At 49.6% G+C, this 13,622-nt stretch carries 15 protein-coding genes; all 15 read left to right on the top strand.

The window, feature by feature from the left end:
* Positions 1-7: 7 nt before the first annotated feature.
* The 15 genes from AF331_RS19315 (at position 8) to AF331_RS19240 (ending at position 13,602) form a co-directional block, all read left to right on the top strand.
* Positions 8-1,507: a tagaturonate reductase gene (locus AF331_RS19315; protein ID WP_053429637.1), complete on the top strand. Its 1,500-nt coding sequence runs from the start codon at positions 8-10 to the stop codon at positions 1,505-1,507.
* Positions 1,508-1,639: 132 nt separating this feature from the next.
* Complete coding sequence (locus tag AF331_RS19310; protein WP_082347081.1) at positions 1,640-2,185, top strand: manganese efflux pump MntP; 546 nt, start codon at positions 1,640-1,642, stop codon at positions 2,183-2,185.
* 1,687 nt (positions 2,186-3,872) lie between these two features.
* Entirely contained in the window at positions 3,873-4,316 is a 444-nt protein-coding gene (locus tag AF331_RS19300; protein WP_053429634.1) for a low molecular weight protein arginine phosphatase, read from the top strand.
* A 21-nt stretch (positions 4,317-4,337) separates the two neighbouring features.
* Positions 4,338-5,627: a methyl-accepting chemotaxis protein gene (locus AF331_RS19295; protein WP_053429633.1), complete on the top strand. Its 1,290-nt coding sequence runs from the start codon at positions 4,338-4,340 to the stop codon at positions 5,625-5,627.
* Positions 5,628-5,746: 119 nt separating this feature from the next.
* On the top strand, positions 5,747-6,187 hold the full coding sequence (rpiB, locus tag AF331_RS19290; RefSeq protein WP_048004860.1) for a ribose 5-phosphate isomerase B: 441 nt from the start codon (positions 5,747-5,749) through the stop codon (positions 6,185-6,187).
* A 12-nt stretch (positions 6,188-6,199) separates the two neighbouring features.
* A complete protein-coding gene (locus AF331_RS19285) occupies positions 6,200-6,742 on the top strand; it encodes a TIGR01440 family protein (RefSeq protein ID WP_053429632.1) in 543 nt (180 codons plus the stop codon).
* 186 nt (positions 6,743-6,928) lie between these two features.
* On the top strand, positions 6,929-8,170 hold the full coding sequence (locus AF331_RS19280; protein ID WP_048015285.1) for a serine hydroxymethyltransferase: 1,242 nt from the start codon (positions 6,929-6,931) through the stop codon (positions 8,168-8,170).
* 199 nt (positions 8,171-8,369) lie between these two features.
* Complete coding sequence (gene upp / locus AF331_RS19275) at positions 8,370-8,999, top strand: uracil phosphoribosyltransferase (protein ID WP_048004863.1); 630 nt, start codon at positions 8,370-8,372, stop codon at positions 8,997-8,999.
* 17 nt (positions 9,000-9,016) lie between these two features.
* On the top strand, positions 9,017-10,168 hold the full coding sequence (gene wecB, locus AF331_RS19270; RefSeq protein ID WP_152915716.1) for a non-hydrolyzing UDP-N-acetylglucosamine 2-epimerase: 1,152 nt from the start codon (positions 9,017-9,019) through the stop codon (positions 10,166-10,168).
* Between the two features lie 569 nt (positions 10,169-10,737).
* Positions 10,738-10,959, top strand: a complete 222-nt coding sequence (locus AF331_RS19265; protein ID WP_048004865.1) for an AtpZ/AtpI family protein — start codon at positions 10,738-10,740, stop codon at positions 10,957-10,959.
* Between the two features lie 5 nt (positions 10,960-10,964).
* Positions 10,965-11,339: an ATP synthase subunit I gene (locus AF331_RS19260; RefSeq protein WP_048004866.1), complete on the top strand. Its 375-nt coding sequence runs from the start codon at positions 10,965-10,967 to the stop codon at positions 11,337-11,339.
* 22 nt (positions 11,340-11,361) lie between these two features.
* Positions 11,362-12,075 carry a F0F1 ATP synthase subunit A gene (gene atpB / locus AF331_RS19255; RefSeq protein ID WP_053429630.1) on the top strand — a complete coding sequence of 238 codons (714 nt, stop codon included), beginning with the start codon at positions 11,362-11,364 and terminating at the stop codon, positions 12,073-12,075.
* Between the two features lie 79 nt (positions 12,076-12,154).
* Positions 12,155-12,367 carry a F0F1 ATP synthase subunit C gene (atpE, locus tag AF331_RS19250; protein WP_048004972.1) on the top strand — a complete coding sequence of 71 codons (213 nt, stop codon included), beginning with the start codon at positions 12,155-12,157 and terminating at the stop codon, positions 12,365-12,367.
* A gap of 183 nt (positions 12,368-12,550) precedes the next feature.
* Positions 12,551-13,069, top strand: a complete 519-nt coding sequence (locus AF331_RS19245; protein ID WP_053429629.1) for a F0F1 ATP synthase subunit B — start codon at positions 12,551-12,553, stop codon at positions 13,067-13,069.
* Entirely contained in the window at positions 13,066-13,602 is a 537-nt protein-coding gene (locus AF331_RS19240) for a F0F1 ATP synthase subunit delta (protein WP_053429628.1), read from the top strand. Before AF331_RS19245 ends, AF331_RS19240 begins: the two co-directional genes overlap by 4 nt.
* The last annotated feature ends 20 nt before the right edge of the window (positions 13,603-13,622 follow it).

The following is a 13,622-nucleotide window of genomic DNA, read 5'->3' as shown; positions in this document are numbered from 1 at the left end:
ATTTTGTATGAAGCTTAGTAAAGAAGTACCGAACAGCACATCCTATCAGCATCTTCCGGCCAAGGTCCTGCAGATCGGGGAAGGGAATTTCCTCAGGGGGTTCATCGATTGGATGATCCAGGAAATGAACAAACAGGGCGTCTTCAACGGATCCGTCATCGCAGTGCAGCCGACGCCCCACGGAAAGGTGCTGCCGAAGCTCGCCGCGCAGGATTATCTGTACACGGCGGTCTTGAGGGGGCGCAAGAATGGGGAGACCGTGGATTATTATGAAGTCATCTCGTCCATCAGCGGGGGCATCAACCCCTATTCCGAATGGCCTGCCATGAAGCGGGCGGTGGAATCTGCCGACCTCCAGATCATCGTCTCCAATACGACAGAAGCCGGCATCGTCTATCAGGAGGAGGCATACGACGGTGATGCTTCGCCCCTTTCGTATCCCGGGAAGCTTGCGGCCCTCCTGCACCACCGGTTCACGTATTACGAGGGAGCAGGGGATAAAGGGTTATACATCCTGCCGTGTGAATTAATCGAAGAGAATGGCAAGAAGCTGAAATCCATCGTACACAAGGTAGCGGAAGACTGGGGATATTCTGAGGCCTTCTTCGAATGGCTTGACCACTCGAATGTATTCTGTGACACGCTGGTCGACCGGATCGTCACCGGGTTCCCACGGGGTCAGGAATCAGAATACCGAGAACGCCTCGGCTATGAGGATGAGCTCATCACGGTAGGCGAACCCTATCACCTATTCGCCATCGAAGGGGATGAACGATTCAAGGAAATCTTCCCCCTCCACGAAGCCGGCCTCAATGTGAAGTGGGGCGGAGTGCAGGAACAGCGGGACCTGAAGGTGGGACTCCTCAACGGTCCCCATACCCTCATGACACCCGTCGGATATCTGGCGGGGGCCGACACAGTCCTGGATGTGATGACCACCCCTTCCCTTCGTTCCTTCGTCGAGCAGGGATTCCTGGACATCCAGGACGCGCTTCCAATGGAAGAAGAAGTCAAGAAGGAGTTTACGTCAGGAGTCGTGGACCGCTTCTTGAACCCTTATAATAAGCATTTCCTACTCGATATCGGCATGAACTCATTTTTTAAATACACATCGAGGCTTTTGCCACGCCTGAAGACCCATGCCGTTCGTGGGGAACTTCCTGAAACATTGGTCCTCGCACTTGCTGCCCTGCTCGTATACTATAAGCCGGTTCGCATCACGGAAAAAGGGCTGATAGCCGAAAGAGGCGGGGAAGAGTATGAGACGCGGGAAAACTCGGTAGTAAACACCCTCCTTCTTGACACGTGGCAAGCAATTGAAGAAGGCCGGATCACCATCCTTTCTGCCGTCCGTTCCATCCTCAGCTGTGAGGACATCTGGGGAGAAGATCTTGATGCGTTGGAGGGGCTAGCAGAACAGGTGGCTGCTCATATCGAGACGATCCTGATCGAAGGAATGGACGCGGCCGTTAAAAAAGTAGTCGGGAGCGGTTCGGTAAAATCATAGAAAGCTATAGGAAAAGACGCTCATTTGCTGGGCGTCTTTTTATGTTTGGACAAAACACGCTCGTCTAATTCTCTCCGGACACGCATACATTTCTCTATAGGCATGTCCGGGGGAGGAATAGTGAGAATGACAATGATCGGTGAATTGGTGACACTTATGCTGATGGCCTTTGCGCTTGGGATGGATGCGTTCTCGATCGGTATCGGGATGGGAATGTTCCAGCTGAGGCTTAGGCAGATCCTATATATCGGTATCGTGGTCGGCGTATTCCATGTATGGATGCCGCTGCTCGGAATGATGACGGGGAAATTCCTTTCCAACACGTTCGGGACATTTGCTACATATGCAGGAGGTATCCTCTTGATTGTTCTTGGGATCCAGATGTTCCTTTCGAGCTTCAAGGAGGAGGAGACCACGCTCGTTTCACCCGTGGGATTCGGCCTCGTCCTATTTGCACTGAGCGTCAGCCTCGACAGCTTCTCTGTCGGACTGAGCCTCGGGATCTTTGGCGCAAGAACATTTGCCGCCGTCGCTTGTTTCGGTTTTGCCGCCACTGTCCTAACATGGGCAGGCCTTCTCATCGGGAGGCGATTCCAAGGGGTCCTCGGCACCTACAGCGAAGCACTGGGCGGAAGCATCCTGTTCTTATTCGGAATCAAGCTGCTTCTTCCTTTTTGAAGTCCCTTATGGGGCTTTTTCTTTTTGGTAGCTAGTGAATGTAGCTGCGGTCGACCACTTCATTGCAGGTAGGAGAACCTCTTGATGGTATTAAAGTGGGTGGATTCTGGAGTGGTTCGTTTCATTTCGCTGCGGGAGGCCGCTTTCCTGCGGGGAGGCAGTTGAGCCGCTTCGGCTGACGCCTGCAGGGTCTCAACCTTGCCTCTGACCCACGCTGGAGTCGGCCGCCCTCCGCTTCATTACACTCTTTGGAGGATATAAGCTTAAAGCTCTTAAGGGAGAGAGGGGGAAAGGACTGGCAGGAAGTAGGTTTATATTTTCACGGCAAAGAGGTGAATCTCTTGACGGTATCAGAGTGTGTGGATTCTGGAATGATTCGTTTCATTTCGCTGCGGTCGACCGCTTTCCTGCGGGGAGGCGGTTGAACCGCTTCGGCTGACGCCTGCAGGGTCTCAACCTTGCCTCTGATCCACGCTGGAGTCGGCCGCCCTCCGCTTCATTGCACTCTTCGAAAGATATAAGCTTTAAGTTCTGGAGGGAGTGGGGAAAGGACTTCCTGAAAGAAGGTTGATATTTTCAAGGTAGATAGGGTAATCTCTTGATGGTATCAGAGTGTGTGGGTTCTGGAGTGGTTCGTTCCATTTCGCTCCGGGCGGCCGCTTTCCTCCGGGGAGGCAGTTGAGCCGCTTCGGCTGACGCCTGCAGGGTCTCAACCTTGCCTCTGATCCACGCTGGAGTCGGCCGCCCTCCGCTTCATTGCACTCTTTAGAAGGCATTAGCGTCCGTATCTTATCAACACTTTAAAATTGAAGTGTATACGCATCAAAAATCTTATACCATTCTCTTGAAGAATCAAAGCCCACTCTCTACCAAGTAGTGAAGTGAAGCGAAGGCCACCTGACTCCAGCGGGAATAGAGGAAAGATCGAGACCCCGCAAGAATGAGGAGGCTCGACTACCTCCCCGTGGAAAGCAGGTGGCCGCAGCGAAACGGAACGTCCCATCTGCGGCAGCCATGAGGAAGAGAATCATGCAGAATCATCCAGCTGAGACCAAAAGGAGCCATCCACCCTTGCAAAGGCAAACATCCATGCCATCCATGTCTTATCCTAGATCAAACAATCCCTTGATGAAAAAGTACAATTCTCCTTTCCACCAAGAGTGAAGTGAAGCGAAGGCAGACTGACTCCAGCGGGAATAGAGGAAAGGTCGAGACCCCGCAAGAATGAGGAGGCTCGACTTCCTCCCCGTGGAAAGCAGGCTGCCGCAGCGAAACGGAACGTCCCATCTGCGGCAGCCATGAAGAAGAGAATCATGCAGATTCATCCAGCTGAGACCAAAGGAGTCATCCAAACTTGCAACGGCCAACATCCATGTCCTATCCTAGGTCAAACCAACCGTTGATGAAAAATCATAATTCCCCTCTCCACCAAGAGTGAAGTAAAGCGAAGGCTGCCTGACTCCAACGGGAAAAGAGGAAAGATCGAGACCCCGCAAGAATGAGGAGGCTCGACTTCCTCCCCGTGGAAAGCAGGCAGCCGCAGCGAAACGAAACGTCCCATCTACGGCCGCCATGAAGAAAAACTACATTTCCACCTCCACCATGAAACGCTCCAACCGAATAAGCATGAATGCTCTTTGTCCAAAATGGAAATTAATTTATAATAGGTAAGAAGGAGGATGATCCAATGAATATTCTATTTATCTGCACAGGCAACACCTGCCGAAGCCCCATGGCTGAAGCAATCCTTAAACATAACAACCACCAAGGAATCCAAGTGAAATCCGCAGGCGTTTTCGCCATGGACGGAGCAGATGCCTCAATTCAAGCTAAAGAAGTGCTGAAAGAGAACGATATAATACATAAGCACCAATCCAGCTCCATCACACGTGAAAAACTGGACTGGGCTTCATATATTTTCACCATGACACAGGGCCATAAATGGGCGATCGTAGATCAATATCCCCATATCGCTGATAAGATCTTCACGCTGAAGGAATACGTCCTCGAGGACCCGGAAAACCTTGATGTTTCCGATCCGTATGGAGGCAGCGTTGAGATCTACCGGCATACATACAACGAACTGGATTCCTTGATCGGTCAGTTAATGGACAAACTGGAGCGTGAGTGAAGCAGACAGGGAGAGAGAAGGATGGCAAAAGGGAAAGGCTCCAAAAAAGGTCTCAGGAAGAAGATTGTACTATTCACCACACTTCTGGCAATCATCACGTATACGACGAGTGCCGCGTTCATTTATTTCATCAAACCGACATTCGCATCCGATGTAAGTGATTTCTGGTTTACCCTCGCTACACTTGGAATGGGGATCTTCTGGTCGGGATTCCTTGCGTATCTTGCAGCAGGATATATCGATAAGCCTCTGCAGCGACTGGAACAAGCAGCTTTGAAAGCGGCGGATGGTGACATTTCTACAGAAGTGGAACTGTCTAAATCCGATGACGAGATCCGCTCCCTCGGGATGGCGTATAACAAGATGCTTCATAACCTTCGGGAAATGGTGGCGAGCATCGACGAGAATTTCAGCAAGACCAATACGTATGTACAGGAGCTTTCCGACGCGTCCGAACTTGCGTCCACCCAGGCCAATTCCGTTTCCAGGACGATCAGCGAAATCTCTGCAGGTGCAGAAAGTTCAGCAGCGGCCATCCAGACAACGGCGGAATCCGTTGAGGATGTGATCCGGATCGCGCAGGAAGTACAGGATCATTCCAAATCCTCTGAGAAGCTGTCAGCAACCATGGTGGCAGAATTGAATGAGAGTAAGGATGTCATCCATTCACTCGTAGAAGGAATCAATCGATTGGCTTCAGGGAATGAATCGTCCCTTGAGGCGGTTAAACGACTCGAGGGCCACGCCCGCGAAGTCGAGCAGATCATCCAGCTCGTGGGGGACATCGCCAACCAGACGAATCTGCTTGCCCTGAATGCATCCATCGAGGCGGCAAGGGCCGGGGAGCATGGGAAGGGATTTGCGGTTGTTGCGGAGGAAGTGCGCAACCTGGCTGATGAAAGTGGAAAAGCAGTACAGGGCATTTCAGGATTGATCCAAAACATCCAGACCGAGGTCGGGCTGGTAGTCGGTAAGATCACAGATCAGGTGACCACCGCGAACAAGGAAGCGGATAAAGGTGAACAGACGAACCGCGTCATCCAGAATATGACCAAGAGCATCCATGAAGTTGTCGATTCCGTCAAGACGATCTCTGTCCTCGTGGATGATCAGATGAAGAATATCCAGCTCACGTCCAATCAGTCGCAGGAAGTTGCGGCGATCGCTGAGGAAACATCTGCCGGAGCGGAAGAAGTGTCGGAAGCAACGAATGAGCAGGCAGGCGTCATGAAGAACGTGGAAGAACTCGCCCATCAATTGAAATCACAGGCGGAGTCACTCAAAGGAACCATTACAAAATTCCATCTTTGATCCAAAAAGCACGGGGGTTCCCGTGCTTTTCCTATATAACGAAAAAAACAATTCAATTCCTTTATATAATGGGGTGCCTGTGGCAAAATAGAAGGAAAGAATGAATTGGGGGATGACAGATGAAGATCGCAATTGCATCCGATCACGGCGGTGTGAATATCCGTGAAGAAATAAAATCATTGATGGATGAGCTTGGCCTTCAGTATGAAGACTTCGGCTGCGAATGCGGCACATCCGTGGATTATCCGGATTATGCGCTGCCGGTTGCTGAAAAAGTGGCCAATGGTGAATTCGATCGAGGAATCCTCATCTGCGGAACTGGTATCGGAATGAGTATTTCTGCGAATAAAGTGAAAGGGATCCGCTGTGCCCTTGTACACGATGTGTTCAGTGCAAAAGCGACCCGTGAGCATAATGACAGCAACATCCTTGCCATGGGTGAACGCGTCATCGGACCGGGGCTTGCGCGTGAAATCGCCAAAACCTGGCTCCAGACCGAATTCGAAGGCGGCAGGCATTCAAACCGCATCGGGAAGATCACTAGCTACGAAGAGAAGTGAGGAGAGGTCATCATGGATCACACCCAACTGAAGCAAGCGTTTCAGACCATTCTTCAGGAGTTTCATGATCAGGTTCCACTCAGGAAAGGACAGGTCCTCGTCATCGGCTGCTCCACCTCCGAGGTGATGGGGGAGAAGATCGGGACGGCAGGGACCATTGATACAGCTGAATTGATCTATGAAGAGCTGAGGAAGTACGCGGATAAATCAGGCGTATCCCTTGCCTTTCAATGCTGTGAACACTTGAACCGGGCGATTGTCATCGAACGGGAAACGGCTGAGACGAAAAATCTTGATGAAGTCACGGTCGTACCAGTGAGGAAAGCGGGTGGCGCCATGGCCACTCATGCTTATCATCGCTTTCAGGATCCCGTCATCGTTGAACATATCAAGGCCGATGCGGGCATCGACATCGGTGATACCTTCATCGGCATGCATTTGAAGCATGTGGCCGTTCCTGTGCGGGTCAGCGTGCGCAGTCTCGGGCATGCTCATGTGACCCTTGCAAGGACCCGCCCTAAACTGATCGGTGGGAACCGTGCGGTCTATGAGTGAAAAGCACCCTTTTTCGGGTGTTTTTTTATGTGAACAGACCGTTTTTTCGGGAAGGGATTTTGTGTAAAACCGAACATTTTTAATAAATGCTTCTTTTTATTTCGCTTTTAGCTCAATCATGTTAGAATGTGATTGAATGAATCAAAGCCCGGTAGAGCCGGGTCCATGAATTGAAGGAGGATACGTATGAGTAAGATTGCCAAGCAAGATCCGGAACTTTATGCATCGATTCAAGAAGAATTGGAACGTCAGCGTACAAAGATCGAGTTGATCGCGTCAGAGAACTTTGTCAGTGAAGCAGTCATGGAAGCCCAGGGCTCCGTGTTGACGAATAAGTACGCAGAAGGATATCCCGGCCGTCGCTATTATGGTGGGTGCGAGCATGTCGATGTGGCTGAAAACCTCGCCCGCGACCGTGCAAAAGAACTCTTCGGCGCAGAACACGTCAATGTTCAGCCTCACTCGGGTGCCCAGGCCAACATGGCAGTTTACTTTACCATCCTCGAACAGGGAGACACAGTCCTTGGTATGAACCTGTCCCATGGGGGTCACCTCACTCACGGCAGTCCGGTGAACTTCAGCGGGGTTCAATACAACTTCGTGGAGTACGGTGTAGATGAAGAGAATCAATTGATCAATTATGAAGATGTACGTCAGAAAGCTCTTGAGCATAAGCCGAAGCTCATCGTAGCCGGAGCGAGTGCATATCCGCGCAAGATCGATTTCGCCAAGTTCCGTGAAATCGCGGATGAAGTCGGTGCCTACCTCATGGTGGACATGGCTCACATCGCGGGCCTTGTGGCAGCAGGACTTCACCAGAATCCAGTACCATATTCCGATTTCGTTACGACAACGACGCATAAAACGCTTCGCGGTCCACGCGGCGGTATGATCCTGTGCAAGGAAGAATTCGCGAAGAAAATCGACAAATCCATTTTCCCTGGTATCCAAGGCGGTCCGTTGATGCATGTCATCGCGGCAAAAGCTGTGGCATTCGGTGAAGCGCTTCAGGATTCTTTTAAAGAATACGCTCAAAACATCATTGATAACGCAGCCCGTCTTGGGGAAGGCCTTACGAAAGAAGGAATCAACCTTGTTTCCGGCGGTTCTGATAATCATCTTCTTCTGATCGACCTGCGCTCCTTGAGCCTGACAGGAAAAGTAGCTGAGAAGGTCCTTGATGATATCGGCATCACCGTGAATAAGAATACCATCCCGTTCGATCCGGAAAGCCCGTTCGTTACAAGCGGTATCCGTATCGGTACAGCAGCCGTTACATCCAGGGGCTTCGGTGCAGGAGAGATGGACGAAATTGCGTCGATCATCGCCCTTACACTGAAAAACCATGAGGATGAAACGAAACTGGAAGAAGCACGCAAGCGTGTAACGGATCTCACCAGCCGATTCGAATTATATCCGGAGCAATAATGTGCAAGCCCCTTTGATCATCATGGTCGGGGGGCTTTTTGCTGGACTGATAGAATGATAGAACATGTAGAATATGTAACGATTCCGTTACACCCTGAATCCCGTGTTGCTCTTCAAAACGCTTTTATGTACAATTATCAGAGGTGTAAAGGAAGTCTACCGCTTATTTACATAAATCAAACTTAAAGGAGAGAGTCGAGTGGGAAAAGTATACGTATTTGATCATCCATTGATCCAACATAAGTTAACATTCATCCGTGATAAAGAAACGGGTACAAAGGAATTCCGCGAGCTGGTGGATGAGGTTGCCACACTCATGGCATTCGAAATCACACGCGACCTGCCCCTTGAAGATATTGAGGTTCAAACGCCGGTAAGCCCTGCACAGGCAAAGACCCTTGCAGGAAAGAAACTGGGGATCGTACCGATCCTGCGTGCAGGACTGGGCATGGTTGACGGGATCCTGAAGCTGATCCCTGCAGCCAAGGTAGGTCACGTCGGCCTTTACCGCGACCCGGAAACCCTCAAACCGATTGAATACTATGTGAAACTCCCAAGTGACGTAGAAGAGCGCGATTTCATCCTCGTCGATCCGATGCTTGCAACTGGGGGATCTGCTGTAGAGGCGATCAACTCCCTTAAGAAGCGCGGTGCCCAAAGCATTCGTTTCATGTGCCTTGTCGCATGTCCTGAAGGTGTCGAAGCAATCAAGGAAGCACATCCTGATGTGGATATCTACATTGCGGCCCTTGATGAGAAGTTGAACGAAAAAGGTTATATCGTACCTGGTCTCGGTGACGCAGGCGACCGTCTATACGGAACGAAATAAGAAGGGTGATGAAATCATTGGCGAATCCGATCAAGGTGATGACCATTTTCGGGACAAGGCCGGAAGCCATCAAGATGGCACCTCTTGTCCTTGAACTGAAGAAGTATCCGGAAAGCTTTGAAACAATCGTGACGGTTACCGCCCAGCATCGTCAAATGCTGGATCAGGTCATGTCCATCTTCGATATCAGTCCTGATCACGACTTGAACATCATGAAGGACAGGCAAACATTGATCGATGTCACGACCCGTGGTCTCGAAGGGCTGGATCGTGTCATGAAGGAAGCCAAGCCCGATATCGTCCTTGTGCACGGGGATACAACGACCACCTTCGTGGCGAGTCTGGCAGCCTATTATAATCAGATTGCCGTCGGTCACGTCGAAGCCGGTCTTCGGACCTGGAACAAGTACTCACCATTCCCGGAAGAGATGAATCGCCAGCTGACTGGTGTCATGGCTGATCTTCACTTCTCTCCTACAGATAAATCGGCGCGGAATCTCCTCGAAGAGAACAAGAAGGAAGAGAGTATCTTCATCACAGGGAATACGGCCATCGATGCCTTGAAGACGACGGTCAAAGAAGATTATCACCATGAGGTCCTCGATCGAATCGGATCAGATCGCCTCGTATTGTTGACGGCGCATCGCCGGGAAAACCTTGGGCAGCCGATGAGGAATATGTTCCGGGCCATCAAGCGCCTGGTGGAAGAACAGGAAGATATCCAAGTGGTGTACCCCGTCCACTTGAATCCTGCCGTGCGTGAAGTGGCGGATGAAGTGCTGGGCCGGGATCCCCGCATCCATCTGATCGAACCACTTGATGTCATCGACTTTCACAACTTCGCCTCCAGGGCACACTTGATCCTCACCGATTCCGGAGGGGTTCAAGAGGAAGCGCCATCCCTTGGAGTGCCGGTCCTTGTGCTTCGTGATACGACGGAACGGCCGGAAGGAATTGAAGCAGGTACGCTGAAGCTCGCCGGGAATGAAGAAGAGAACATTTACAAGCTGGCAAATGAACTTCTCACCGATCCTGAAGCACACAGCTCCATGTCCAAGGCGGCCAACCCGTACGGAGACGGACTGGCTTCATACAGGATTGCCCAGGCGATCCGCTATCACTTCGGTCATCTGGAAGATCGACCAGACTCATTCTCTCCAAATGAATGATTATAATATAGAAGGTACACGCTTCCATGCGTGTACCTTTTTCCTTTTCGCAAAAAATAGGCACAAACCAGTAGTTTCCTCTTTTGTATCACCTGAATCTGTGGTATCTTAATGCTCGGGTAGTTTGCTCAGTGGTGAGCAATGTTGAATGAAACGAATAGTTAAGTAGGATAAATGAATACATAGTGAATGATTTATGTTGTTGTGAATCGCCTCAGAACAAGCCCCTTCCGCTTTTCTTGGTGTCCAGCTCCGGCGGGTTGACCCTCGAGGTCATAAGTCAAGAATACCAAAAAGGCCAAGAACGCCTTTCCGGCATTCTCGCCTTATGCTTGTCGGGTCAAAACGACCCGCCTCCGCTTTTCTCATTTTGTGTTTAAAATGTGAACAATATTGGAACACTAGGATAGGTTGTGGACTTTTTACTTTGTACGCATTGACATTGATTTTACCCTATTGTATGCTTACAAAGGATATAGAATGGTAAGGTTTTCACAAAAACTTCCACAGAATGAAAACGGTTTTATATCTATATTTTTCCACTATAATTCCTGTGTGGGGATGACACTATGCGTCAACCAAATCGACGCCCGTATCAAGGGGTGGCCTTGTATTCTGCCATTCTGTCTCAGCTGGTTGGTTCCATGTTAATCGGAATCTTCGGGGGGAGATGGCTGGATGGATTATGGGACACCGAACCACTATTCTTAATCATTGGACTGCTTCTCGGGTTAACAACAGGAATCTACACCATGCTTCGCACAGTCCAACATTTCTATTCGGGAGATTAATGTCAATGCCAGAACTTCAAGAGCTCTTTAACAGGCATCGGAAGTACATACTTTTCCTCCTTTCCTTTTACGTCCTCGGTTGGGGTTTCACTTCCTATCAGTCTATTTTCCTTGGGCTCATCTTAGGGACAAGCGTAAGTCTGTTCAGTCACTGGCTGATCATGAGGAGAACGTTGCGCTTCGGGGATGCCGTCGTGGCAGGTCAGAAGGTCCGGTCATTAGGTACATACTCAAGGATGGCGGGAGCTGCTTTTGTTGCAATCATCGCAATCGAGTATCCAGAATATTTTCATTTGTACAGCGCGATCATTGGATTAATGACAATTTATATTGTTATTATGATAGATTATTTTATTCAGCAGCTACAGCCACATAAATAGCGGGGAAGAGAGGTGAATTTCATTGCAACATGAAAATCCTACAGCTGAATTTTTGGGCCTTACATTCAACCTGGCAAACGTCATGATGATGACGGTGGCGACCGTGGTCGTATTCTTAATTGCCGTGTTATGTACCCGCAGACTGGCGCTAAAGCCAACGGGCGCCCAGAACTTCATGGAATGGGTTATGGATTTTGTGAAGAACATCGTGAAGAGTAATATGGATTGGAAGACTGGAGGTCGCTTCCATCTGTTGGGTCTTACTCTCCTCATGTACATTTTTGTATCAAATATGCTAGGCCTTCCGTTTTCGGTCGTGATCGACCATACACTTTGGTGGAAATCCCCAACAGCTGATCCGGTCGTCACAATGACACTGGCCGTACTGGTTGTTGTGTTGACTCACTACTACGCCATCAAGATGAAAGGCTTCAGTGAGTATGGTAAAGACTTCTTCAGACCGATGGGTTTCTTATTCCCGCTTAAGATCATTGAAGAATTTGCAAACACCCTGACGCTTGGTCTTCGTCTTTACGGTAACATTTACGCGGGTGAGATCCTGCTATCGCTATTGATTACAGGTTTAGCCCACCAGGGAATCGGTGGTCTCATAGGAGCTATCATCCCGACGCTTGCATGGCAAGGTTTCTCGGTATTCATTGGAGCAATCCAGTCATTTATTTTCGTTATGTTAACGATGGTCTATATGTCTCATAAAGTTAGTCATGACCATTAATATATACCCTGTTCTTTTTGAACAAAACAATATTAAACTCAGATTTCTATACATTTAAAGGAGGAAAATTAAAATGGGAATGGGTCTTTTAGCAGCAGCAATTGCAATCGGATTAGCAGCACTAGGTGCAGGTATTGGTAACGGTCTTATCGTGTCACGTACAGTAGAGGGGATCGCTCGTCAGCCGGAAGCTCGCGGAATGCTCCAAACTACTATGTTCATCGGGGTTGCATTGGTTGAGGCGATTCCTATCATCGCGGTAGTTATCGCGTTCATCGTAATGAATCGATAATAGTAGGTTTAAATGGCGAAGATCATTCGATGAGAACCTTCGCCATTCCTTTATGTAAAGTTACACCCTGACTTTGAATGAAAGGTCGGGCGGTCCTTTGACCTCTCAGGGGATGGGGGCGTCACGGCCATTAAATAAGGCAGTACCATATAAGGCATTGACTCTTGAAGGGAGTGAAACCGCGTGCTATCAAACGCATTTGTCCTTGGAGCCGGAGGAGGCTTCACAGGTGGAGATATTATAGTACAGCTAGTCCTGTTTCTAGTCCTTCTTGCGTTATTGAAAAAGTTTGCCTGGGGCCCGTTGATGGGCATCATGCAAGAACGTGAGAACCATATAGCAGGGGAGATCGACGCGGCGGAAAAGAGCCGTACGGAAGCAAGCAAGTACCTCGAAGAACAGCGTGAGCTATTGAAAGAGGCGCGTCAGGAAGCCCTGACACTGATCGAGAGCGCGAAGAAGCAAGGGGATGACCAACGCAGTCAGATCATCCTTGAAGCCCGCCAGGAATCAGAGCGCCTGAAAGAATCAGCGAAGCGCGAAATCGAGACGCAGAAAGATCAAGCGATGGCTGCCCTGCGTGAGCAAGTGGCGTCCCTATCTGTCATGATCGCGTCGAAGGTCATCGAGAAGGAGCTTTCGGTTGAAGATCAGGAACAATTGATCAACGACTATATCAAAGAGGCAGGAGATCAGCGATGAGCAGCTCCACAGTCGCAAAACGCTATGCACTTGCCCTCTTTCAAATCGCCCAGGAGCAACTGAAGCTTGAAGCGATCGAAGAAGAGCTCCGCGCAGTGAAAACCGTTTTTACAGAAAACAAAGAATTGAACAGTCTGCTTGAGAATCCGAAGCTTACGGCGGTCAAGAAGAAAACCTTGATCCAGGAGTCGTTTGCGGGGGTCTCTGCACCTGTCCTGAATACATTATTACTCCTGACCGATCGTCATCGTGAAGATCAGGTCGTGGCAGTGGTCGACGCATTCATCGATCTTTCCAACGAAGCACGCGGAATCGCGGATGCCATCGTGTACTCTGTACGTCCACTGTCTGAAGATGAGAAAACAGCCGTTTCCACATCTTTTGCTAAAAAAGTAGGTAAACAATCACTTAGAATCGAGAATGTGATAGACAACAACATCCTCGGAGGCTTGAAGATCCGTATTGGGAACAGGATCTTCGATGGTACGCTTGCCGGTAAGTTGAATCGTCTGGAACGTGAACTGGTTCGTTAACTTTCGTATAAATGAGGGGT

This window comes from Rossellomorea marisflavi (genome assembly GCF_001274775.1).
Lineage (GTDB): Bacteria > Bacillota > Bacilli > Bacillales > Bacillaceae_B > Rossellomorea > Rossellomorea marisflavi.
Note: the sequence above shows the minus strand (reverse complement) of the source record. Positions and strands in the feature narration are given on the sequence as shown.

Coding starts and splice junctions, on each gene's coding strand:
- AF331_RS19280 (WP_048015285.1), top strand. CDS start 6,929: ATGAGTAAGATTGCCAAGCAAGATCCGGAACTTTATGCATCGATTCAA.
- AF331_RS19310 (WP_082347081.1), top strand. CDS start 1,640: ATGATCGGTGAATTGGTGACACTTATGCTGATGGCCTTTGCGCTTGGG.
- AF331_RS19315 (WP_053429637.1), top strand. CDS start 8: ATGAAGCTTAGTAAAGAAGTACCGAACAGCACATCCTATCAGCATCTT.
- AF331_RS19240 (WP_053429628.1), top strand. CDS start 13,066: ATGAGCAGCTCCACAGTCGCAAAACGCTATGCACTTGCCCTCTTTCAA.
- AF331_RS19285 (WP_053429632.1), top strand. CDS start 6,200: ATGGATCACACCCAACTGAAGCAAGCGTTTCAGACCATTCTTCAGGAG.
- atpE (WP_048004972.1), top strand. CDS start 12,155: ATGGGTCTTTTAGCAGCAGCAATTGCAATCGGATTAGCAGCACTAGGT.
- rpiB (WP_048004860.1), top strand. CDS start 5,747: ATGAAGATCGCAATTGCATCCGATCACGGCGGTGTGAATATCCGTGAA.
- AF331_RS19265 (WP_048004865.1), top strand. CDS start 10,738: ATGCGTCAACCAAATCGACGCCCGTATCAAGGGGTGGCCTTGTATTCT.
- AF331_RS19300 (WP_053429634.1), top strand. CDS start 3,873: ATGAATATTCTATTTATCTGCACAGGCAACACCTGCCGAAGCCCCATG.
- AF331_RS19295 (WP_053429633.1), top strand. CDS start 4,338: ATGGCAAAAGGGAAAGGCTCCAAAAAAGGTCTCAGGAAGAAGATTGTA.
- AF331_RS19260 (WP_048004866.1), top strand. CDS start 10,965: ATGCCAGAACTTCAAGAGCTCTTTAACAGGCATCGGAAGTACATACTT.